The organism is Mycobacterium tuberculosis H37Rv (assembly GCF_000195955.2).
Lineage (GTDB): Bacteria > Actinomycetota > Actinomycetes > Mycobacteriales > Mycobacteriaceae > Mycobacterium > Mycobacterium tuberculosis.
The window spans coordinates 3620593-3643175 of the sequence record NC_000962.3 but is presented as its reverse complement, the minus strand read 5'-3'; the positions used below and the strand labels follow the sequence as shown (position 1 = coordinate 3643175).

The window sequence follows — 22583 nt, the reverse complement described above, 5'->3', positions numbered from 1 at the left end:
GGGTGGCTGTCCCTGGAATCGGGCCGGATAGCAGCGGTACACGTCGGCGCTTGGGAAGGTTACAGCTGGTTGGCGTTCGGAACCACCAATGGGATGTTGCCGAGCATCACCGACAGTGCGCCGCCCACAGCGGCATCTATCACGGCGCCTAAGTCCTGTCGTCCTTCTTGGAGAATTTCGAGCCGAGGAGCCACTTTTGACCGAACGCGGTGAATTGATCCGTCGGGAGGTTGATGGTTGGCATCGGCTGCAGGACCGCCATGTCTGGGTAGCCTATCGTCGCTAGAGCGAATGTCACTTCAGGATCAGCAAATCGGCGGCAGGCACCGGGTCGCGCAACCCGGACGGCTCGTCGGCATATCCGATCGCGATGGCGCCCAACGGCTCCCAGTCGACTGGCAGGTCCAGCTCGTCGCGGACCAGGTCAGCGGCAAAGATCGTCGAGCCGATCCAGCAACTGCCCAGCCCGCGCACGGCCAGCGCGACCAGCAAGGCTTGTACGGCCGCTCCGACGGCGACCGTGAACATGGTGTGCTCGGCGTCGGTGCGGGCGGCATCGGGGTAGCTGTGTGCTCCGTCGGGCACCAGCATCGGTATGACGACTTCGGGTGCGTCATAGAGGATCTGGCCGCGTGCCACCCGGCGTTCTATCGCGTCGGCGGGCAAGCCGTCACTGGTGAGATCAGACCGCCACTTGTCTTTCATCCGATCTAGCAGCCGCGCGCGGATGGCCGGTGTCTGCAGCCACACGAATCGGGTCGGCCGGGTGTGATGTGGGGCTGGCGCGGTGAGGGCCTCGGCGACCGCAGCCTCGACGAGGTCGCCCGGCACCGGATCGGTGCTAAACCGGCGAACGGACCTGCGCAACAGTTGGGCTTGCTGGCGACCCAGCTCGAGCGCTTCGGCGGTCCCGAGCCAGAACAGGTCGTTGGCGCCCGGCCGCAGCAGTTGCCGGGCTGTCGAGCCGTCGTCGGACACGCCGAACCCACGCACCACCGCCACCGGCGTCGCGGTCAGTTTGCCTTTGACCAAGTCGGCGGCCGCGGCGATCTCGTCGGCGACTGCGACCTCGGTGACCACCAACTCATTGCCGTATGGGTCGCGGACACCGGCATAGTTGCGCAGCACCGCCAGACCGGCAGCGCCGACTGCGGCATCGGTCTGGCCGTTGCGCCAGGCGCGTCCCATGGTGTCGGTGATGACCACGGCGACGGTGACGCCGAGCCGCTCGCGCAGCCCGGCGCGCAAGGTTGCGGCACTGGCGTCAGGATCGACCGGCAGCAGCGCTAACTCGGACCGGCCGACGTTGGATCCGTCCACGCCGGCGGCCGCCTGAACCAGCCCGAGTCGATTCTCGGTGATCAACGTGCGGTCCTTGCGCGCCAACACGCGCACTGCCTCATCCTCGATCAGCTTGCGGCGCAATCGGTCTCTTTGCTCGGGGTCTTCGGGAGCCGGAACCAGCCGGCCCTCGCATTTGGACACCACCTTGCTGGTAACCACCACGACGTCACCGTCGCGTAGCCACGGTGCCGCCGCGGCGACGGCGGCGCTCAGATCGTCGCCGGGACGGAATTCGGGCAGCCCGATGACGGGCAGGATCTCGATGGTCGAGGCGGAGCCATGTTCGGGGCCGGTCAAGCTACCACTCCCGCAAGGTCGCACCCGGCGCGAACCATCTCAGCCGTCGCGTTCGGGTCGGTCATCAGCAGCGGCACCGACCGCACCGTCACCCCGTCAATCTCAGCGTGGTCGCCGTCGTGCACCAGCCAGCAGTCCAGTATCCCGGTGGCGCACCGCGCGCCGTAGTGCCGGCCCACAGCGGCCGCGGTGGAATCCACCCCGATAACCGAAAGGCACGTATCGGCCATGCCGCGCAACGGCTTTTCGCCGATGATCGGCGAGTAGCCGACGATCGGTGCGGTTGCTTCCCGCAACGCCGCGCGAATCCCGGGGACGGCCAGGATGGCGCCGATGCTGACCACCGGATTAGACGGCGCCAGCATGATGATGTCGGCGTCGGCCAGGGCGGCGATCGCTTCGGTTGCAGCGCTGGACTTTTCAGCGCCGACAAAAGCAAAGCTGTGCGTCGGCACCTGGGCACGGTAGCGCACCCACCACTCCTGAAAATGGATCGCCTTGCGGCTTTCGTCGACCGGGTCGGTGATCACTACATGGGTTTCGCAACGGTCGTCGGTGGCAGGCAGCAAGCGGGCGCCCGGTTGCCAGCGATCGCATAGGGCCTCGGTGATCTGTGACAGGGGGTAGCCGGCCTGCAGCATCTGGGTGCGCACCAGATGGGTGGCCAGATCGCGGTCCCCGAGCTCGAACCAGTCGGGCTGCACGCCATAGCGCACCAGTTCCTGCATGGCGTGCCAAGTTTCGTCACGCTGGCCCCAGCCGCGCTGGGGGTCCACCCCGCCGCCCAGGGTATACATGCAGGTGTCCAGATCCGGGCAGACACGCAGCCCGTGGATCCAGGCGTCGTCGCCGACGTTGACGACAGCGCTCAGTTGGTGGTCGGCGTCCGAGTGGGCAGAATTGGCAGCAAACTGGCCCAGGCCGAGCAGCTGCTGGACCCCGAGCAGGAAGCGGGCGCCGCCGACTCCACCGGCCAGAACGGTGACCTTCACATCGCAGGACAGTACCTCCCGGCGCCCATCACCAAACGTTGGTTACGAGTCACGCTCGACACGCCGGGACCCAACCACAACAGAACCGCGGAAATTTTATTACGAGATGATATGGAAATGCGCCGGCACACTTGACCCGCGTCCCCAACTTGTGTCTAATCACATCAGTGTCATTTCGCGGTTGGCCGGCCGGTTTCGGTGTCGCAGACCGAGATTCGATCACTTGTTCGAATTGGGTTAACTGTACATCAAAACAGTGGGAAACCATTTCACTATCTATCGAGTGAGGAGGCGGAGGCATGTCCTATGAACACCTTCGGGGTGTAATGGGAGGCACACCGCATACCACTACCGGATCGGCTACCGCATCAGCAACGGCAGTTTTGCGACCGCATCTGAGTTTGGTTCCCGAGGCGCCGGCGCCATTCGAGGAACCTCTGCCGCCGGAAGCCACCGACCAATGGCAGGACCGTGCGCTATGTGCGCAAACGGATCCCGAAGCGTTCTTCCCGGAGAAGGGCGGCTCCACGCGTGAGGCCAAGAAGATTTGCATGGGCTGCGAGGTGCGGCACGAGTGTCTGGAGTACGCCCTGGCTCATGACGAGCGGTTCGGCATCTGGGGTGGTCTTTCCGAACGCGAGCGCCGCCGCCTCAAACGCGGGATCATCTGACCCGGCCGCCGGAGTCGGCGGCGCGAACTAGTCGTCGATCGTCGGGTCGATGACGGATGGGTCGACGTCCAGGTAGATGGCCACCTGGGCCACCAGGATTTCGTGCAGCAATTCACCAAGTTCCTCGGTGTCCTTGGCCCGTCGTTCAATTGGTTTGCGAAACAAGACGATTCGCGCGCGCGTCGCATTTCCGCGGACGTCCACGCCGGCCGGGATGAGCCGGGCCAGCGCGATCGGTCCGTCGGCGATGACTTCCGGCGGCCACTGCACACTTTCGGGATCTTTGGCTGCGATCCTCGGGATCTCGTCGACCGCGATGTCCAGCTGCGACACCCGCTCCTGCCAGCGTCGCTCGATGGGTTCGTAGGCTTCCAGCACTGCCATGTCGAACCGCTCGGCCCGGCTGCGCCACCCCGGGACTGTCGGCGGCAGCAGTGGCCCGCGCATCTCGCGGCCCCGCCGGATTGCTCGCCGCGCTACCGACCCGCCCCGCGACCGACGGCTCCACGAGGAGCTGCGGGAATCGCTCACGCGCCGATGGTAACGGTTAAACATCGCGGCGTGGACGGATGCGCGTGTCCGGCGCTTCGGCGGCGTTGGTGCACGATAGCCTTTCGGTCGTGAACGTACCCCGTCGCTGCTGCCGGCCCGGGTGTCCGCACTATGCAGTGGCGACGTTGACGTTCGTCTACTCGGACTCGACGGCGGTGATCGGTCCGCTTGCCACTGCGCGGGAGCCCCATTCGTGGGATCTGTGTGTCGGCCATGCCGGTCGCATCACTGCACCGCGCGGGTGGGAACTCGTGCGTCACGCCGGGCCGCTGCCCAGCCACCCCGACGAGGACGACCTGGTGGCCCTGGCGGACGCGGTGCGCGAGGGTGGCCCGAGCGCGGGGCGCCGGCATCATCCAGGCGGAAATGGCGCGCCACTGCATGGTTTCGACGATTTTCCCGCTGCGGCGACCGGAGCGCCCACCGGGGGTGGCGTGCTTGCGCCGCCCGAGCCTGGGGCCGGGCGCCGGCGCGGACATCTACGGGTGTTGCCCGACCCCGCCGACTAGTCTTCCCATGCTGTTCGAGACCGATTCGGCCCGCGTCGTTCGCGGGCCGATAGGCTGGCGGCCAAGAGTCGCAGAAAATCTAGGTTGTCAGGAGCCCGCGCATGTCTTGGCCCGCCGCGGCTGTGGACCGCGTTATCAAGGCTTACGACGTACGCGGGCTGGTCGGCGAAGAGATCGACGAGTCGCTGGTTACCGATCTCGGCGCCGCATTCGCGCGGTTGATGCGGACCGAGGATGCGCGACCAGTGGTGATCGGTCACGACATGCGGGACAGTTCGCCGTCGCTGGCCGACGCGTTCGCGGCCGGGGTGACCGGGCAGGGCCTCGACGTGGTGCGAGTTGGTTTGGCGTCCACCGATCAGCTTTATTTCGCCTCGGGGCTGTTGGACTGCCCGGGAGCGATGTTCACCGCGAGCCACAACCCGGCGGCATACAACGGCATCAAGATGTGTCGGGCCGCCGCCAAACCAGTCGGAGCCGATACCGGGCTGACCGCCATCCGTGACGACCTGATCGCCGGCGTCGCACGATACGACGGGACGCCCGGAACCATTGCCGACCAGGACGTGCTGGTCGACTACGGGGCGTTCCTGCGATCGCTGGTGGACACCTCGGGGCTACGTCCGTTGCGGGTGGCCGTGGACGCCGGCAACGGCATGGCCGGTCACACCGCGCCGGCGGTCCTTGGGGTGATCGACTCGATCACCTTGTTGCCCTCGTATTTTGAGCTCGACGGATCGTTTCCCAATCACGAGGCCAATCCGCTGGACCCGGCGAACCTGGTGGATCTGCAGGCCTATGTGCGTGACACCGGCGCCGATATCGGGCTTGCTTTCGACGGCGACGCCGACCGCTGCTTCGTGGTCGACGAACGCGGCCAGCCGGTCTCGCCGTCGACGGTTACCGCATTGGTGGCCGCGCGGGAACTCAACCGGGAGATCGGCGCCACCATCATCCACAACGTGATCACCTCCCGCGCGGTGCCCGAGCTGGTCGCCGAGCGCGGCGGTACGCCGCTGCGTTCGCGGGTTGGGCACTCCTATATCAAGGCACTGATGGCCGAGACCGGGGCGATTTTCGGTGGTGAACATTCGGCGCACTATTACTTCCGTGACTTCTGGGGTGCCGATTCCGGAATGCTGGCCGCACTGCATGTGCTGGCCGCCCTCGGTGAGCAGAGCAGACCGCTGTCGGAGTTGACCGCGGACTACCAACGCTATGAATCCTCCGGCGAGATCAACTTCACCGTGGTCGACTCTTCGGCCTGTGTGGAGGCCGTGTTGAAATCGTTCGGCAACCGGATTGTCAGTATTGATCACCTCGATGGCGTGACCGTTGACTTAGGCGACGACAGCTGGTTCAACCTGCGCAGCTCAAACACCGAGCCGTTGCTGCGGCTCAATGTGGAGGGCCGCAGCGTCGGGGACGTTGACGCGGTGGTACGTCAGGTCAGCGCTGAAATCGCTGCCCAGAGCGCACATGCGAAGGCCGGACCGTGAACGTCGCCCGGGCGATCGATCTCGAGGACACCGAAGGCCTGATCGCTGCCGACCGGGGTGCCCTGCTGCGGGCCGCATCGATGGCCGGCGCACAGGTGCGTGCCATCGCTGCCGCGGCCGACGAGGGCGAACTGGACTTGCTGCGCGGTAGTGACCGTCCCCGCTCGGTGATCTGGGTGACCGGCCGGGGGACCGCTGAGACCGCCGGGACCATCCTGGCCTCGACGCTAGGTGCCGGGGCCGCCGAGCCGATCGTGCTCGCCAGTGCGGCGCCGCCCTGGGTCGGGCCGCTTGACGTGCTGATCGTTGCCGGCGACGACCCCGGCGACCCGGCGCTGGTCGGGGCCGCCGCGATCGGGGTGCGCAGGGGCGCGCGGGTTGTCGTGGTGGCACCGTATGAGGGTCCGCTGCGGGACAGCACGGCCGGTCGCGTCGCGGTGCTGGAACCGCGGCTGCGGGTTCCTGACGAGTTCGGGTTGTCCCGGTACCTGGCCGCGGGTCTGGCGGCCTTGCAAACCGTGGATCCCAAGCTGCGCATCGATCTGGCGTCGCTGGCAGACGAGCTGGATGCTGAGGCGCTCCGCAACAGCGCCGGCCGAGAGGTGTTCACCAACCCGGCCAAGGCACTTGCCGCTCGCGTTTCCGGTTGCCAGCTGGCCCTGGCTGGAGACAATGCCGCGACGCTGGCGCTGGCCCGGCATGGGAGTTCGGTCATGCTGCGGATCGCAAACCAGGTTGTGGCCGCTACCAGGCTTTCGGATGCGGTTGTGGCGCTACGTGCCGGGACGCCGCCGGATGCGCTGTTCCATGACGAGGAAATCGATGGGCCGGCACCGCAGCGGCTGCGGGTGTTGGCGCTGGCGCTGGCCGGCGAGCGGACGGTGGTGGCCGCTCGGGTTGCCGGGCTCGATGACGCCTATCTGGTCGCGGCTGAGGATGTGCCGGAGCTGCTCGACGCCCCCGTGGGATCCGGGGGGGCGGTATTGGCCGTTCGGCTGGAGATGGCCGCCGTGTATCTGCGACTGGTGCGAGGATAGATCGCCGGTGGAACTGCTACGTGGCGCGTTACGCACCTACGCTTGGGGATCGCGCACCGCTATCGCCGAATTCACCGGGCGTCCGGTGCCGGCCGCTCACCCCGAGGCCGAACTATGGTTCGGTGCACACCCGGGTGATCCGGCTTGGCTGCAGACGCCGCATGGCCAAACCTCGTTGCTCGAAGCGTTGGTCGCGGATCCGGAGGGGCAGCTCGGCTCCGCGTCGCGCGCGCGATTCGGCGATGTGTTGCCGTTCTTGGTCAAGGTGTTGGCGGCCGACGAGCCACTATCGTTGCAGGCCCATCCGAGCGCCGAGCAGGCGGTTGAGGGCTACCTGCGGGAAGAGCGAATGGGCATTCCGGTGTCCTCACCCGTCCGCAACTACCGCGACACCAGTCACAAGCCAGAGTTATTGGTGGCGCTGCAGCCGTTCGAGGCGCTGGCCGGATTCCGGGAGGCGGCTCGCACCACCGAGCTGCTGCGGGCGCTGGCCGTATCCGACCTCGACCCGTTCATCGACTTGCTGAGCGAGGGGTCCGATGCCGATGGTTTGCGTGCGCTGTTCACCACCTGGATTACCGCACCCCAGCCCGACATCGACGTGCTGGTGCCTGCCGTGCTGGACGGCGCTATCCAGTACGTCAGCTCCGGCGCAACGGAATTTGGCGCCGAAGCCAAGACAGTGCTGGAACTCGGCGAACGTTATCCCGGCGACGCCGGTGTGCTGGCGGCGTTGTTGCTCAACCGCATCAGCTTGGCTCCTGGGGAGGCGATCTTCCTGCCGGCCGGCAACCTGCACGCCTATGTGCGTGGTTTCGGTGTGGAAGTGATGGCCAACTCCGACAACGTGTTACGCGGTGGACTTACCCCTAAGCACGTCGATGTGCCCGAGTTGTTGCGGGTGCTGGACTTCGCCCCCACGCCGAAGGCTCGGCTGCGGCCCCCGATCCGGCGCGAGGGGCTGGGGCTGGTCTTTGAGACGCCCACCGATGAGTTCGCGGCCACGCTACTGGTGCTCGACGGCGATCACCTCGGCCACGAGGTCGACGCGTCGTCCGGCCATGACGGTCCACAGATCTTGTTATGCACCGAGGGTTCGGCGACGGTGCACGGGAAGTGCGGGTCGCTCACGCTACAGCGCGGCACGGCCGCCTGGGTGGCGGCCGACGACGGCCCGATCCGGCTGACCGCCGGCCAACCCGCCAAGCTGTTCAGGGCGACCGTCGGGTTGTGACGGGTTGCCGACGCTCACGCTGCTCTTTTAGCCACAATCGCAGATTGTGAGCAATGGCGCGACCGATGATCGGTACCGACGGCACCATGTACAGGCTGTCCAGCAGCGAAAACCGTCGCAGAAACCATTCGGCGAGAACAGGATCGGTTTCTGCGGCCCCGAGGAATTGGTCGAACAGCGAACCGGCTGGGCGCCACCATCGGGGAAGGGGCTCAGCGGTGGCGTGGTGGAAACTGATGTCGCCGATTGCGTTCATCATCCACACCGGATAGGTGGTCTTGGCGGTGGCCCGATTGAGTTCGGCGGCCAGGTCGCCTTTCATAGCTGAGTTGCGGGCTTTGAGCGCCCGTCGTAGGTGGCCGGCTTGCAGTGAGGTCATCGTCATGCCCTGCCCGAAGGTGGGATTGAAGCTGGCCACCGCATCGCCGAACGGGACGATTCCGCGCGGGAAACGTTCCAGCTTGTCGTAGCGACGCCATCTGCTGGCTGGGAAAGCATGAAACGCCGGACAGCCGATCGGTTGGGCTTGCGCCAGCGCGGCGGTGAAGCGGGCCGGCAGCAGTTTGTCCGCGAGTGCACGCATCTCGTCGAAAGTCGGCGGCGGTTTGGCATCGGCCACCCCGAAGGTGGTGAGGACCCAGGTGCCGTCCTCGTAGCACAGCATGCCTAGCCCCAGCGACTGATCGTGTGAGGCGCCGGCGACCACCACCTTCTCGGCGATCAGCCCGTCGGGAATGCGAAATTGGTGGCTGGCATAGCTGATGCCGATGTCCACGGTGTCTTCGGCCGGCCGCCGATATCCCCACTGCGTCAACCAAACCGGCAGTCGGGTACCCCGGCCGGCTGCGTCGACGACAAGGTCGGCAGCTATGAACTCTTCGCGTTCCCGATCTTGGCCGCTACCAGGGGAATCCAGCAGCACGCCGACCACTCGCTGCTGCCTGCGCTCGAACTGTGGCTCGGTGACCAGGCGCCGCACAATCTGGACGTTGGAGAGCTGCAGGACCCGTCGCCGCAGCTGCCATTCCAGGTGCGGCCGGCTGGGCACGTAGGCGGTGAACTCCTTGCGCAGGGTATGCCCCGTCCCGAGGACATGGCCGGCGGCGCCCAAGTAGATACAGTCCGGCCGGTTCTCAAGCATGGGCACGCCCGCGGCCACCATGTCGTGCAACAGGCCGGGGAACAGGCTGTCGAATTCCTGCGCCCCGCGGGCCATCAACATGTGCAGGTGTCGGTCTTGAGGGACCGTGGCCCGGTTCGCCGGCGCTTCCGGCAACTCGTCGCGCTCGAAAACCGTCACCGTGGAGTAGAAGTCCGAGAGCACCCGCGCGGCGCACAACCCGGCGATGCTAGCTCCGATCACCACGGCGTGGTCCTTCGGGTTCCCTACGCGACCCGTCATCCTCGCAGAGTACCCAGTACTGTGCGGTCACAACGAGTGCGAGAGGACGGGTGCATGGCCGGTCGACGGCGCATGAAGTCGGTAGAACAGTCAATCGCCGACACCGACGAGCCCACCACTCGGCTGCGCAAGGACCTCACCTGGTGGGACCTGGTTGTTTTCGGCGTCTCGGTGGTGATTGGCGCCGGAATATTCACGGTTACCGCGTCGACCGCTGGCGATATCACCGGCCCGGCCATCTGGATATCGTTTCTGATCGCGGCGGCGACCTGTGCGCTGGCCGCGCTGTGCTACGCCGAGTTCGCCTCGACGCTGCCGGTGGCCGGCAGCGCCTATACCTTCTCTTATGCCACCTTCGGGGAGTTCTTGGCCTGGGTGATCGGCTGGAATCTGGTGCTGGAACTGGCGATGGGTGCGGCCGTGGTCGCCAAAGGCTGGTCCAGCTACTTGGGCACCGTGTTCGGATTCGGTAATGGCACAGGCCATCTCGGATCGCTGCAGCTCGACTGGGGTGCGCTCGTGATCGTCACGTTGGTGGCGACCCTGATCGCGTTGGGCACCAAATTGTCGTCGAGATTTTCCGCGGTGGTCACCGCAATCAAGGTGTCGGTGGTCGTCTTGGTGGTGGTCGTCGGTGCCTTCTACATCAGGGCCGCCAACTACTCGCCGTTCATTCCCGAGCCCGAAGTCCAGCACCACGGCGGCGGGCTCGATCAATCCGTCTTCTCGTTGCTGACCGGAGCCCAAGGCAGCCACTACGGATGGTACGGCGTGCTGGCCGGGGCATCGATCGTGTTCTTCGCGTTTATCGGGTTTGACATCGTGGCCACCATGGCCGAGGAGACCAAGCGTCCTCAACGAGACGTCCCTCGAGGGATTCTCGCGTCGCTGGGGGTCGTGACCCTTCTCTACGTCGCGGTATCGGTGGTGCTGTCGGGCATGGTTCCATACACCCAACTGCGGACCGTACCGGGCCGCGGGCCGGCAAATCTGGCCACCGCGTTCCAGGCCAACGGGGTGTACTGGGCCAGCGGCATCATCTCCGTCGGCGCGCTGGCCGGGCTTACCACGGTGGTGATGGTGTTGATGCTCGGGCAATGCCGCGTGCTGTTCGCCATGGCGCGCGACGGCTTGGTGCCGCGGCAATTGGCCAAGACCGGTTCGCGCGGCACCCCGGTCCGGGTCACGGTGCTGGTCGCGGTGTTGGTGGCCACGACGGCGTCGGTGTTTCCGATCACCAAGCTTGAGGAGATGGTCAACGTCGGGACACTGTTCGCGTTCATCCTCGTCTCGGCCGGAGTGGTCGTGCTGCGCCGGACCCGACCCGACCTTCAGCGGGGGTTCACAGCTCCGTGGGTGCCGTTACTTCCGATCGCCGCAGTGTGCGCGTGCCTGTGGCTGATGCTGAACCTCACCGCGTTGACTTGGATCCGGTTCGGGATCTGGCTGGTGGCCGGAACCGCGATTTATGTCGGCTACGGGCGCCGGCACTCGGCGCAGGGCCTTCGGCAAGCTCGAGAGAGCGCGACCCGGAGGTGTTGAACTAGCTTCGCCGCGTATTTACAAATTGCGTTATATGTCTAGACATAAGACGCAAACTGCTCTATTGTCAAATCCCAACGTGGTGTGGCTCATGAGGAGGTTTGGCATATGACCACGCAAATCGGCTCTGGTGGACCCGAAGCCCCCCGGCCGCCCGAAGTCGAGGAGTGGCGGGACAAGAAGCGTTACCTGTGGCTTATGGGCCTCATCGCCCCGACGGCCTTGGTGGTGATGCTGCCGCTGATCTGGGGGATGAACCAGCTCGGCTGGCACGCCGCCGCGCAGGTGCCGCTGTGGATCGGACCGATCCTGCTCTACGTCTTGTTGCCGCTTCTTGACCTACGCTTCGGGCCCGACGGGCAGAACCCGCCCGACGAGGTGACCGACCGGCTGGAGAATGACAAGTACTACCGCTACTGCACCTACATCTACATCCCGTTCCAGTACCTCAGCGTGGTGCTGGGCGCATACCTGTTCACCGCCGCAAACCTCAGTTGGCTCGGCTTTGACGGCGCCTTGAGCTGGGCGGGCAAGCTTGGGGTGGCGCTGTCGGTCGGTGTGCTTGGCGGCGTCGGTATCAACACCGCCCACGAAATGGGGCACAAGAAGGATTCGCTGGAGCGGTGGCTGTCCAAGATCACCCTCGCCCAGACCTGCTACGGGCACTTCTACATCGAGCACAACCGTGGCCATCACGTCCGGGTGTCCACACCGGAGGACCCGGCGTCGGCGCGGTTCGGCGAGACGTTGTGGGAGTTCCTGCCCCGCAGTGTTATCGGCGGCTTGCGCTCGGCCGTTCATTTGGAGGCCCAACGGCTGCGTCGGCTCGGCGTCAGCCCCTGGAATCCCATGACGTATCTGCGCAACGACGTGCTCAACGCGTGGCTGATGTCGGTGGTGTTGTGGGGTGGGCTGATCGCGGTCTTCGGCCCGGCGCTGATCCCGTTCGTCATCATCCAGGCAGTCTTCGGCTTCAGCCTGTTAGAGGCCGTCAACTACCTCGAACACTACGGACTGCTACGGCAGAAGAGCGCCAACGGCCGCTACGAGCGCTGCGCCCCGGTGCACAGCTGGAACTCCGACCACATCGTCACCAACCTGTTCCTCTACCACCTGCAGCGACACAGCGATCACCACGCCAACCCCACTCGCCGCTATCAGACACTGCGGAGCATGGCGGGTGCGCCCAACCTGCCCAGTGGGTATGCATCGATGATCTCGCTGACCTACTTCCCGCCGTTGTGGCGCAAGGTAATGGATCACCGGGTGCTGGAGCACTACGGCGGCGATATCACTCGGGTTAACCTGCACCCGCGCGTGCGGGAGAAGGCACTCGCCCGTTACGGAGCCTCGGCATGATGGCCGCCTACCGGTGCCCGGTCTGCGACTACGTCTACGACGAGGCCAACGGTGATGCCAGGGAAGGCTTCCCAGCCGGCACAGGCTGGGATCAAATTCCCGACGACTGGTGCTGCCCGGACTGCGCGGTGCGCGAGAAGGTCGATTTCGAAAAGATAGGAGGGTAACTAAGTGAACGACTACAAACTGTTCCGCTGTATCCAATGCGGCTTTGAGTACGATGAGGCGCTGGGTTGGCCGGAGGACGGCATCGCGGCCGGCACCCGCTGGGACGACATCCCCGATGACTGGAGTTGCCCGGATTGCGGTGCGGCAAAGTCGGATTTCGAGATGGTGGAGGTGGCTCGCTCGTGAGCACTCCAAGCGCTACTGTCGCGCCTGTGAAGCGGATACCCTATGCCGAGGCCTCGCGGGCCCTGTTGCGGGATTCGGTGCTGGATGCGATGCGGGATCTGCTGCTGACCCGCGACTGGTCCGCCATCACGCTGTCCGACGTGGCCCGCGCGGCGGGCATCAGCCGGCAGACCATCTACAACGAATTCGGTTCCCGGCAAGGCCTGGCGCAGGGATACGCGCTGCGCCTGGCCGACCGATTAGTGGACAACGTCCATGCATCGTTGGACGCCAACGTCGGCAACTTTTACGAAGCGTTCCTGCAGGGCTTTCGGTCGTTCTTCGCCGAGTCGGCGGCAGATCCGTTGGTCATCTCGCTGTTGACCGGTGTCGCCAAGCCCGATCTGCTGCAACTGATCACCACCGACAGCGCGCCGATCATCACCCGCGCGTCGGCCCGGCTGGCGCCGGCCTTCACCGATACCTGGGTGGCCACCACCGATAACGACGCCAATGTGCTCTCGCGTGCGATCGTGCGGCTGTGCTTGAGCTACGTGTCGATGCCGCCCGAGGCCGACCATGATGTCGCAGCGGACCTAGCACGGCTAATAACGCCGTTCGCGGAGCGTCACGGTGTGATCAATGTCCCCTGACCTGCGGGGCTGACCGACGGCGGCTACAGTGACTGCAAGAGCGTACCTAGGCTAAGTAGCCCGCTCGGATCCCTGTGAGCCCCCAAAGAAGGATGAAAGCCCCTATGACCGGAAATTTGGTGACCAAAAATTCGCTGACCCCTGACGTTCGTAACGGCATCGACTTTAAGATCGCCGACCTGTCACTAGCGGATTTCGGCCGCAAAGAACTCCGGATCGCCGAGCACGAGATGCCCGGCCTGATGTCGCTGCGGCGCGAGTATGCCGAGGTGCAACCCCTGAAGGGGGCCCGGATCTCGGGTTCGCTGCACATGACGGTGCAGACCGCGGTGTTGATCGAAACCCTCACCGCGCTGGGCGCCGAAGTCCGCTGGGCCTCGTGCAACATCTTCTCCACCCAGGATCACGCCGCCGCCGCCGTCGTGGTCGGCCCGCACGGCACCCCCGACGAGCCCAAGGGTGTCCCGGTGTTCGCGTGGAAGGGCGAGACGCTCGAAGAGTACTGGTGGGCCGCCGAGCAGATGCTCACCTGGCCGGACCCCGACAAGCCGGCCAACATGATCCTCGATGACGGCGGTGACGCCACCATGTTGGTGCTGCGCGGCATGCAGTATGAGAAGGCCGGCGTGGTGCCGCCCGCCGAGGAGGACGACCCCGCCGAGTGGAAGGTCTTCCTGAACCTGCTACGGACCCGCTTCGAGACCGACAAGGACAAGTGGACCAAGATAGCCGAGTCGGTCAAGGGCGTCACCGAGGAGACCACCACCGGCGTGCTGCGGCTCTACCAATTCGCCGCGGCCGGGGATCTGGCCTTCCCGGCGATCAACGTCAACGACTCGGTGACCAAGTCCAAATTCGACAACAAGTACGGCACTCGGCACTCCCTGATCGACGGCATCAACCGCGGCACCGACGCGCTGATCGGCGGTAAGAAGGTCCTCATCTGCGGCTACGGCGACGTCGGTAAGGGCTGTGCGGAGGCGATGAAGGGCCAGGGAGCGCGGGTCTCCGTCACCGAGATCGACCCGATCAACGCGCTGCAGGCCATGATGGAGGGCTTCGACGTGGTCACCGTCGAGGAGGCCATCGGGGACGCCGACATCGTCGTAACCGCGACCGGCAACAAAGACATCATCATGCTCGAGCACATTAAGGCGATGAAGGACCACGCGATCCTGGGAAATATCGGCCACTTCGACAACGAGATCGACATGGCCGGGCTGGAGCGCTCCGGGGCGACACGGGTCAACGTCAAGCCTCAGGTCGACCTGTGGACCTTTGGCGACACGGGCCGCTCGATCATCGTGCTGTCCGAGGGGCGGCTGCTGAACCTGGGCAATGCCACCGGGCACCCCTCGTTCGTGATGAGCAACAGCTTCGCTAACCAGACGATCGCCCAGATCGAGCTGTGGACCAAGAACGACGAGTACGACAACGAGGTGTACCGGCTGCCCAAGCACCTCGACGAGAAGGTGGCTCGAATCCATGTCGAGGCCCTTGGCGGTCACCTGACCAAGCTGACCAAGGAGCAGGCCGAATACCTCGGCGTCGACGTCGAGGGTCCCTACAAGCCGGACCACTACCGCTACTGAGTGCCTCCCACCCGCGAGCAGACGCAAAATCGCCCATTTTCATGACGAAAAGGGCGATTTTGCGTCTGCTCGCGCCGCCACCGACAGGGCCGCGCCGTGCTAATCGCGATTGAGGGCGTTGACGGCGCTGGCAAGCGGACGTTGGTGGAAAAGCTGTCCGGGGCCTTTCGAGCAGCCGGGAGATCGGTGGCCACACTGGCGTTCCCGCGCTACGGACAGTCGGTGGCCGCCGACATCGCAGCGGAGGCGCTGCACGGCGAGCACGGTGACCTCGCATCGTCGGTGTATGCGATGGCGACGCTGTTCGCGCTCGACCGCGCTGGCGCGGTCCACACGATCCAGGGGCTGTGTCGCGGCTACGACGTGGTGATCCTGGATCGCTACGTCGCCTCCAACGCGGCCTACAGCGCGGCGCGCCTACATGAAAACGCGGCCGGGAAGGCAGCGGCCTGGGTTCAGCGGATCGAATTTGCAAGACTCGGGTTGCCCAAGCCCGACTGGCAGGTGCTCCTTGCGGTCTCTGCCGAGCTCGCCGGGGAACGATCCCGCGGCCGTGCCCAGCGTGACCCCGGTCGGGCGCGCGACAATTACGAACGCGACGCTGAACTTCAGCAGCGCACCGGTGCGGTCTACGCCGAGTTGGCGGCCCAAGGGTGGGGCGGCCGGTGGCTGGTTGTCGGCGCCGATGTTGATCCGGGCCGACTAGCGGCGACTTTGGCGCCTCCAGACGTGCCAAGTTGAGGGTATTTGCCCTAATCAAGCAAGAAACGCCCGTGTGGTGCGCCAGTTTTGTCCCGATGTGGTGACACCATGGACACCATGAGGCAAAGGATTTTGGTCGTTGACGACGACGCTTCGTTGGCTGAGATGCTCACCATCGTGCTGCGGGGGGAAGGCTTCGACACCGCGGTCATCGGCGACGGTACTCAGGCTCTGACCGCGGTGCGCGAGCTGCGCCCCGATCTGGTGTTATTGGATTTGATGCTGCCCGGTATGAACGGCATCGACGTGTGCCGGGTGTTGCGCGCCGATTCCGGTGTTCCGATCGTGATGCTCACCGCAAAGACCGACACCGTGGATGTGGTGCTGGGTCTGGAGTCGGGCGCCGACGACTACATCATGAAGCCGTTCAAGCCCAAGGAGCTGGTTGCGCGGGTGCGGGCGCGGCTGCGCCGCAACGACGACGAACCCGCCGAGATGCTGTCCATCGCCGACGTAGAAATCGACGTACCGGCGCACAAGGTCACTCGCAACGGTGAGCAGATCTCGTTGACACCGCTGGAATTCGACCTGTTGGTCGCATTGGCGCGCAAGCCGCGCCAGGTGTTTACTCGTGATGTGCTGCTCGAACAGGTATGGGGTTACCGGCACCCAGCCGATACCAGGCTGGTGAACGTGCATGTCCAGCGTCTGCGGGCCAAGGTCGAAAAGGATCCCGAGAACCCGACTGTGGTGCTGACCGTTCGAGGAGTGGGGTACAAGGCCGGACCTCCGTGATCCGCGCCGGCGACGATGCAGAGCGCAGCGATGCTAAGGAGCGGCGCCGATGATCTTCGGCTCGCGCCGACGCATTCGGGGTCGCCGGGGTCGCTCTGGCCCGATGACACGGGGCCTCAGTGCGTTGAGTCGAGCCGTAGCTGTCGCGTGGCGCCGATCGCTGCAGCTGCGGGTCGTGGCGCTGACCCTTGGACTGTCGCTAGCCGTCATCCTGGCGCTTGGCTTTGTGCTGACCAGCCAGGTCACCAATCGTGTCCTCGACATCAAGGTCAGGGCGGCGATCGACCAGATCGAGCGGGCACGCACCACCGTCAGCGGGATCGTCAACGGTGAGGAGACGCGCTCACTGGACAGTAGCCTGCAGCTTGCGCGCAACACTCTGACGTCGAAAACCGACCCCGCTTCGGGGGCTGGCCTCGCCGGTGCGTTCGATGCGGTGCTGATGGTGCCGGGTGATGGGCCGCGCGCTGCCTCTACTGCCGGACCCGTCGATCAGGTGCCCAACGCGCTGCGCGGCTTCGTCAAGGCCGGGCAGGCCGCCTACCAGTACGCCACGGTGCAGACCGAAGGTTTCTCCGGGCCGGCCCTGATCATCGGGACTCCGACGTTGTCGCGGGTGGCCAACCTGGAGCTATACCTGATCTTTCCGCTGGCGAGCGAGCAAGCCACGATCACGCTGGTGCGTGGCACGATGGCCACCGGCGGCCTGGTACTGCTAGTCCTGCTCGCCGGCATTGCGCTGCTGGTGTCGCGTCAGGTGGTGGTGCCGGTGCGGTCGGCGTCGCGGATCGCCGAACGTTTCGCCGAGGGACATCTGTCCGAACGCATGCCGGTGCGCGGCGAGGACGACATGGCCAGGCTGGCGGTGTCGTTCAACGACATGGCCGAGAGCCTGTCCCGACAGATCGCCCAGCTGGAGGAGTTCGGCAACCTACAGCGCCGGTTCACCTCCGACGTCAGCCACGAACTGCGTACGCCGCTGACCACGGTGCGGATGGCGGCCGACTTGATCTATGACCACAGCGCCGACCTCGACCCCACGCTGCGGCGGTCCACCGAGTTGATGGTTAGCGAGCTGGACCGATTCGAGACGTTGCTCAACGACCTGCTGGAGATCTCGCGGCATGACGCCGGGGTGGCCGAGTTGTCGGTTGAGGCGGTCGACTTGCGCACAACGGTCAACAACGCGCTCGGCAATGTGGGCCACCTGGCCGAGGAGGCCGGTATCGAGTTGCTGGTGGATCTGCCCGCCGAGCAGGTGATCGCGGAGGTCGATGCGCGTCGGGTAGAACGGATCCTGCGCAATCTGATTGCCAATGCCATCGACCACGCCGAACACAAACCGGTGCGGATCCGGATGGCCGCCGACGAAGACACGGTCGCCGTCACCGTGCGTGACTACGGGGTTGGGCTGCGGCCTGGTGAGGAGAAGCTGGTGTTTAGCCGGTTCTGGCGCTCGGATCCCTCACGGGTACGTCGGTCCGGCGGCACCGGGCTGGGTTTGGCGATCAGCGTCGAGGATGCCCGATTGCACCAGGGTCGGCTTGAGGCGTGGGGCGAACCCGGCGAGGGCGCCTGCTTCCGGCTGACGCTTCCGATGGTGCGCGGCCACAAGGTCACCACCAGCCCGCTGCCCATGAAACCGATCCCGCAGCCAGTTCTGCAACCGGTCGCGCAACCGAATCCGCAACCGATGCCACCGGAATACAAGGAACGTCAGCGCCCACGTGAGCACGCGGAGTGGAGCGGTTGATGCGGCTGACAATTTTGTTGTTCCTTGGTGCAGTGCTGGCCGGCTGTGCCAGTGTGCCCAGCACGTCGGCCCCGCAAGCCATCGGAACCGTCGAACGTCCGGTGCCGTCGAATCTGCCCAAACCGAGCCCGGGTATGGATCCCGACGTGCTGTTACGCGAGTTCCTCAAGGCCACAGCCGACCCGGCCAACCGGCACCTGGCGGCGCGTCAGTTCCTCACCGAATCGGCTTCCAACGCCTGGGACGACGCCGGCAGCGCGTTGTTGATCGACCACGTGGTGTTCGTCGAAACCCGAAGCGCCGAGAAGGTTTCGGTGACCATGCGGGCAGACATTCTCGGCTCGCTCTCGGATGTGGGGGTGTTTGAGACCGCCGAGGGTCAACTGCCGGATCCGGGCCCGATCGAGTTGGTCAAGACGTCCGATGGTTGGCGCATCGATCGCCTACCCAACGGGGTTTTCCTGGACTGGCAGCAGTTCCAAGAAACGTACAAGCGCAACACCCTGTACTTCGCCGACCCCACCGGCAAGACCGTGGTTCCCGATCCGCGCTACGTCGCGGTGTCCGACCGCGACCAGCTGGCCACGGAGCTCGTCTCCAAACTGCTGGCGGGTCCACGCCCGGAGATGGCGCGCACGGTGCGTAATCTGCTCGCTCCGCCGCTACGACTGCGCGGGCCGGTGACTCGGGCCGACGGCGGAAAGAGCGGAATCGGCCGCGGGTACGGCGGCGCGCGAGTCGACATGGAGAAGCTGTCCACCACCGATCCGCACAGCAGGCAATTACTTGCCGCACAGATCATCTGGACCTTGGCCAGGGCCGACATCAGGGGGCCGTACGTGATCAACGCCGACGGCGCCCCGCTGGAAGACAGGTTTGCCGAGGGGTGGACCACTTCCGATGTCGCGGCCACCGACCCGGGGGTGGCCGACGGTGCCGCCGCGGGGTTGCACGCCTTGGTGAACGGATCACTGGTGGCGATGGACGCACAGCGAGTCACCCCCGTGCCCGGGGCCTTCGGACGGATGCCGGAGCAGACGGCGGCCGCCGTATCACGCAGCGGGCGTCAGGTGGCCTCGGTGGTGACGCTGGGGCGCGGGGCTCCGGATGAGGCGGCGTCTTTGTGGGTCGGCGACCTCGGCGGCGAGGCGGTGCAGTCCGCCGACGGGCACAGCCTGTCGCGGCCCAGCTGGTCGCTGGACGACGCGGTCTGGGTGGTGGTCGATACCAACGTCGTGCTGCGAGCGATACAGGACCCGGCATCGGGGCAACCCGCGCGGATTCCGGTGGATTCGACCGCGGTGGCCAGCCGCTTCCCGGGGGCGATCAACGATCTTCAACTGTCCCGTGACGGGACGCGCGCCGCGATGGTGATCGGTGGGCAGGTGATCCTCGCCGGCGTCGAGCAGACCCAGGCTGGCCAGTTCGCCCTGACCTACCCTCGGCGGCTGGGTTTCGGGCTGGGTTCCTCGGTGGTGTCGTTGTCCTGGCGAACCGGTGACGACATCGTGGTGACACGCACCGACGCCGCCCATCCGGTGTCTTATGTAAACCTCGACGGGGTGAACTCCGACGCGCCGTCCCGCGGGTTGCAAACTCCACTGACGGCGATCGCGGCCAACCCGTCGACTGTGTATGTCGCCGGCCCGCAAGGGGTGTTGATGTACTCGGCGTCTGTCGAAAGCCGACCAGGCTGGGCGGACGTACCGGGGCTGATGGTGCCGGGGGCGGCGCCGGTATTGCCCGGATGAGTGCTGTGCCTGCGTTTTTCGCGACCTGAGCACACCGGCTACCCTCGCAGTGAGGAGGCGCTTGTTGATGTCGCCAAGAGTTCCCCGGCTGCGTTGGGATGATCCCTTCCGTGCCTTGGACATGCTGGCCTCGCTGTGGTCGTCGACCGGGATGTCGCTGGTCAGCGCGGGAGCCGCCCAGGCAGTTGCGGCGCCCTACCGGACGTTGTTCACCACCTTGCAGCAGCTGCTCATCGGCAAGGAAGTCACGGTTCGGATTGGGGACCATGACGTGGTGCTGACCGTCACCGAGCTGGACTCGGCACTGGAACCGCAGGGGCTGGCCGTCGGCCAGCTGGGCGAGGTTCGGGTGGCCGCTCGCGGCATCAGCTGGGATCAGCATCATTTGCACAGCGCCGTTGCCGTCCTGCGCAACGTGCACATCCGCCCGGGTGTGCCGCCGCTGGTGATCGCCGCTCCCGTCGAGTTGTCGTCCGCCCTGCCGACCGAGATTTTCGATGATGTGCTCCGTCAAGCGACGCCGCAGCTGCGCGGTGAGTTGTCCGAGAGCGGAGCGGCCCGGCTGCGCTGGGCGCGCCGGCCCGACTGGGGAGGTCTTGAGGTCGACGTCGACGTGGCGGGCACAACCTCCCAGACGACACTGTGGCTGCGACCGCGCACCGTGATCACCGGACAACGGCGGTGGACACTGCCGGCACGGACACCGGCCTACCGAGTTCCACTGCCTGAGCTGCCGCATGGGCTGCGCATCACCGACGTCAGCCTCGCAGCCGATTGTTTGCAGCTCTCTGCGTTGCTTCCGGAGTGGCGAACGGAGCTGCCGCTGCGTTATCTGGAAAGCGTGATTACCCAATTGAGTCAGGGTGCGCTCAGCTTTGTCTGGCCGCCGCTGCGCAGCGGCGCCGATTGACAGCACTGCTGTCACCGGTGACCGCGACACTTGGTGTGTGCTTGACCTCGTCCTGCCGCTGGAATGCGGTGGCTGCGGTGCGCCGGCGACCCGCTGGTGTGCCGCCTGTGCCGCCGAGCTGTCGGTGGCTGCCGGTGAACCGCACGTGGTGAGTCCTCGTGTTGACCCACAGGTGCCGGTGTTCGCGCTCGGCCGCTACGCGGGCGTGCGTCGTCAGGCGATCCTCGCTATGAAAGAGCACGGCCGTCGCGACCTCGTCGCGCCACTGGCGTGCGCGCTGATTGTCGGTGTCGACCACCTGTTGTCCTGGGGCATGCTCGAAAACCCGCTGACGATGGTGCCTGCGCCGACGAGACGGTGGGCGGCGCGACGGCGTGGGGGTGACCCCGTCAGCCGGATGGCGCGGATTGCGGGTGCCACCCTTGGGCGCCACCATGACGTCACCGTCGTCCCGGCGCTGCGGATGCGAGCGCTAGCCCGGGACTCGGTAGGTCTTGGGGCGTCCGCGCGCGAGCGCAACATCACGGGTCGGGTGCTGTTGCGGGGCCAGCGGCCGCGCAACGAAGTCGTGCTCGTCGACGACATCATCACCACCGGGGCGACGGCGCGCGAGTCGGTCCGGGTCTTGCAGGCCGCCGGTGTGCGGGTGGGTGCCGTGTTGGCGGTCGCGGCCGCGTGAGGATCTGCCTGAGCCGGTGCAGTTGCCAAGACAACGTGAAGAACTCGAAACAGGTCGGTCAATTTGGTGGCACGGTGAGCCGAACACGGGCTAACGTCGAGATCAACCTTTAACGACTCACGCTCGCGCTTCCCAGGTTGAATCAGTATCCCGCGATAGGAGGTGAGCAATCGACATCTTGCTCCGGCGGGCAGCCTGCGGCGGTAACTTCTCCAACCGCTCCCACCCCGTCGGCGCGTCTCCCCGAAGGCCAGGCACGCAGGGCGCGTGTGACGTGGAAAGAGAAACGAGTTGTCACGTATGTCAAGGCTAGCCGTGGATTCAGGTCAGGTTCTGGCCGAACCGAAATCAAACGCTGAGATCGTGTTCAAGGGCCGTAATGTCGAGATCCCCGACCACTTCCGCATCTACGTTTCGCAGAAACTCGCCCGCTTGGAGCGGTTCGACCGGACCATCTACCTGTTCGACGTCGAACTCGACCACGAACGTAATCGCCGCCAGCGCAAGTCCTGTCAGCGCGTGGAGATCACCGCGCGTGGGCGAGGGCCGGTGGTGCGAGGTGAGGCCTGCGCCGACAGCTTCTATGCCGCGCTTGAATCAGCGGTCGTCAAACTGGAGAGCCGGCTGCGCCGCGGTAAGGATCGCCGCAAGGTGCACTACGGCGACAAAACCCCGGTTTCGCTGGCCGAGGCGACCGCGGTGGTGCCAGCGCCGGAGAACGGCTTCAACACCAGACCAGCCGAGGCACACGATCACGACGGTGCCGTCGTCGAGCGGGAGCCTGGGCGGATCGTTCGCACCAAAGAACACCCGGCCAAGCCGATGTCGGTCGATGACGCGCTCTACCAGATGGAGCTGGTTGGACACGACTTCTTCTTGTTCTACGACAAGGACACCGAACGGCCGTCGGTGGTCTACCGCCGGCACGCCTACGACTACGGCTTGATCCGTCTGGCGTGATCGGCGGCGCGCGCCGC

Annotated in this window: 22 protein-coding genes and 1 other annotated feature; of the genes, 18 read left to right on the top strand and 4 right to left on the bottom strand. The window is 65.8% G+C overall.

The genetic code is table 11. The features are described from left to right. Positions 1-294: 294 nt before the first annotated feature. Together fbiB and fbiA are read right to left on the bottom strand one after the other, a co-directional pair. On the bottom strand, positions 295-1641 hold the full coding sequence (gene fbiB, locus Rv3262; protein NP_217779.1) for a coenzyme F420:L-glutamate ligase: 1347 nt from the start codon (positions 1639-1641) through the stop codon (positions 295-297). Continuing rightward, entirely contained in the window at positions 1638-2633 is a 996-nt protein-coding gene (gene fbiA, locus Rv3261) for a 2-phospho-L-lactate transferase (protein ID NP_217778.1), read from the bottom strand. The genes fbiB and fbiA overlap by 4 nt, the downstream gene beginning before the upstream one ends. A gap of 401 nt (positions 2634-3034) precedes the next feature. Here fbiA and whiB2 point away from each other — a divergent pair, with 401 nt between their 5' ends. After that, positions 3035-3304 carry a transcriptional regulator WhiB2 gene (gene whiB2 / locus Rv3260c; RefSeq protein NP_217777.1) on the top strand — a complete coding sequence of 90 codons (270 nt, stop codon included), beginning with the start codon at positions 3035-3037 and terminating at the stop codon, positions 3302-3304. A 27-nt stretch (positions 3305-3331) separates the two neighbouring features. On the opposite strand, the gene Rv3259 is transcribed toward whiB2, so the two are convergent. Then, entirely contained in the window at positions 3332-3751 is a 420-nt protein-coding gene (locus Rv3259; RefSeq protein NP_217776.1) for a hypothetical protein, read from the bottom strand. 122 nt (positions 3752-3873) lie between these two features. On the opposite strand from Rv3259, the gene Rv3258c reads away from it, so the two are divergent. The 4 genes from Rv3258c to manA all read left to right on the top strand — a co-directional run bounded on the left by Rv3258c (position 3874) and on the right by manA (position 8135). Next, positions 3874-4365 carry a hypothetical protein gene (locus Rv3258c; protein NP_217775.1) on the top strand — a complete coding sequence of 164 codons (492 nt, stop codon included), beginning with the start codon at positions 3874-3876 and terminating at the stop codon, positions 4363-4365. Positions 4366-4466: 101 nt separating this feature from the next. Beyond that, positions 4467-5864 carry a phosphomannomutase PmmA gene (gene pmmA, locus Rv3257c; RefSeq protein NP_217774.1) on the top strand — a complete coding sequence of 466 codons (1398 nt, stop codon included), beginning with the start codon at positions 4467-4469 and terminating at the stop codon, positions 5862-5864. Then, positions 5861-6901 (top strand): hypothetical protein, encoded by a 1041-nt coding sequence (locus tag Rv3256c; RefSeq protein ID NP_217773.1) that lies wholly within the window; start codon positions 5861-5863, stop codon positions 6899-6901. Before pmmA ends, Rv3256c begins: the two co-directional genes overlap by 4 nt. A gap of 7 nt (positions 6902-6908) precedes the next feature. Next, positions 6909-8135: a mannose-6-phosphate isomerase gene (gene manA / locus Rv3255c; protein NP_217772.1), complete on the top strand. Its 1227-nt coding sequence runs from the start codon at positions 6909-6911 to the stop codon at positions 8133-8135. Here manA and Rv3254 read toward each other — a convergent pair. Next, positions 8113-9501, bottom strand: coding sequence for a hypothetical protein (locus Rv3254; RefSeq protein NP_217771.1), 1389 nt, complete (start codon positions 9499-9501; stop codon positions 8113-8115). The genes manA and Rv3254 overlap by 23 nt on opposite strands. Positions 9502-9591: 90 nt before the next feature. On the opposite strand from Rv3254, the gene Rv3253c reads away from it, so the two are divergent. The 13 genes from Rv3253c to Rv3241c all read left to right on the top strand — a co-directional run bounded on the left by Rv3253c (position 9592) and on the right by Rv3241c (position 22566). Further along, the gene (locus tag Rv3253c) at positions 9592-11079 is read left to right on the top strand and encodes a cationic amino acid transport integral membrane protein (protein NP_217770.1); all 1488 of its coding nucleotides are present in this window, start codon (positions 9592-9594) and stop codon (positions 11077-11079) included. Positions 11080-11187: 108 nt separating this feature from the next. Next, the gene (gene alkB / locus Rv3252c) at positions 11188-12438 is read left to right on the top strand and encodes a transmembrane alkane 1-monooxygenase AlkB (RefSeq protein NP_217769.1); all 1251 of its coding nucleotides are present in this window, start codon (positions 11188-11190) and stop codon (positions 12436-12438) included. After that, positions 12438-12605, top strand: coding sequence for a rubredoxin RubA (gene rubA / locus Rv3251c; protein NP_217768.1), 168 nt, complete (start codon positions 12438-12440; stop codon positions 12603-12605). The genes alkB and rubA overlap by 1 nt, the downstream gene beginning before the upstream one ends. Before the next feature lie 4 nt (positions 12606-12609). Further along, the gene (gene rubB / locus Rv3250c) at positions 12610-12792 is read left to right on the top strand and encodes a rubredoxin RubB (RefSeq protein ID NP_217767.1); all 183 of its coding nucleotides are present in this window, start codon (positions 12610-12612) and stop codon (positions 12790-12792) included. Then, positions 12789-13424: a TetR family transcriptional regulator gene (locus Rv3249c; RefSeq protein NP_217766.1), complete on the top strand. Its 636-nt coding sequence runs from the start codon at positions 12789-12791 to the stop codon at positions 13422-13424. Before rubB ends, Rv3249c begins: the two co-directional genes overlap by 4 nt. Before the next feature lie 104 nt (positions 13425-13528). Further along, positions 13529-15016 carry an adenosylhomocysteinase gene (gene sahH / locus Rv3248c; RefSeq protein NP_217765.1) on the top strand — a complete coding sequence of 496 codons (1488 nt, stop codon included), beginning with the start codon at positions 13529-13531 and terminating at the stop codon, positions 15014-15016. 96 nt (positions 15017-15112) lie between these two features. After that, positions 15113-15757, top strand: coding sequence for a thymidylate kinase (gene tmk, locus Rv3247c; RefSeq protein ID NP_217764.1), 645 nt, complete (start codon positions 15113-15115; stop codon positions 15755-15757). Positions 15758-15826: 69 nt separating this feature from the next. Next, positions 15827-16513 (top strand): two component DNA-binding response regulator MtrA, encoded by a 687-nt coding sequence (mtrA, locus tag Rv3246c; protein ID NP_217763.1) that lies wholly within the window; start codon positions 15827-15829, stop codon positions 16511-16513. Further along, positions 16510-16562, top strand: a repeat region (53 bp Mycobacterial Interspersed Repetitive Unit,Class II). (Overlaps the previous gene by 4 nt.) Further along, positions 16563-18266: a two component sensory histidine kinase MtrB gene (gene mtrB / locus Rv3245c; protein ID NP_217762.1), complete on the top strand. Its 1704-nt coding sequence runs from the start codon at positions 16563-16565 to the stop codon at positions 18264-18266. It abuts the feature before it with no gap. After that, the gene (gene lpqB / locus Rv3244c; protein NP_217761.1) at positions 18266-20017 is read left to right on the top strand and encodes a lipoprotein LpqB; all 1752 of its coding nucleotides are present in this window, start codon (positions 18266-18268) and stop codon (positions 20015-20017) included. Before mtrB ends, lpqB begins: the two co-directional genes overlap by 1 nt. A 67-nt stretch (positions 20018-20084) precedes the next feature. Then, complete coding sequence (locus tag Rv3243c; protein NP_217760.1) at positions 20085-20927, top strand: hypothetical protein; 843 nt, start codon at positions 20085-20087, stop codon at positions 20925-20927. Between the two features lie 37 nt (positions 20928-20964). Further along, positions 20965-21606 carry a hypothetical protein gene (locus Rv3242c; protein ID NP_217759.1) on the top strand — a complete coding sequence of 214 codons (642 nt, stop codon included), beginning with the start codon at positions 20965-20967 and terminating at the stop codon, positions 21604-21606. Positions 21607-21921: 315 nt separating this feature from the next. Continuing rightward, positions 21922-22566, top strand: coding sequence for a hypothetical protein (locus Rv3241c; protein NP_217758.3), 645 nt, complete (start codon positions 21922-21924; stop codon positions 22564-22566). Positions 22567-22583 lie beyond the last annotated feature (17 nt).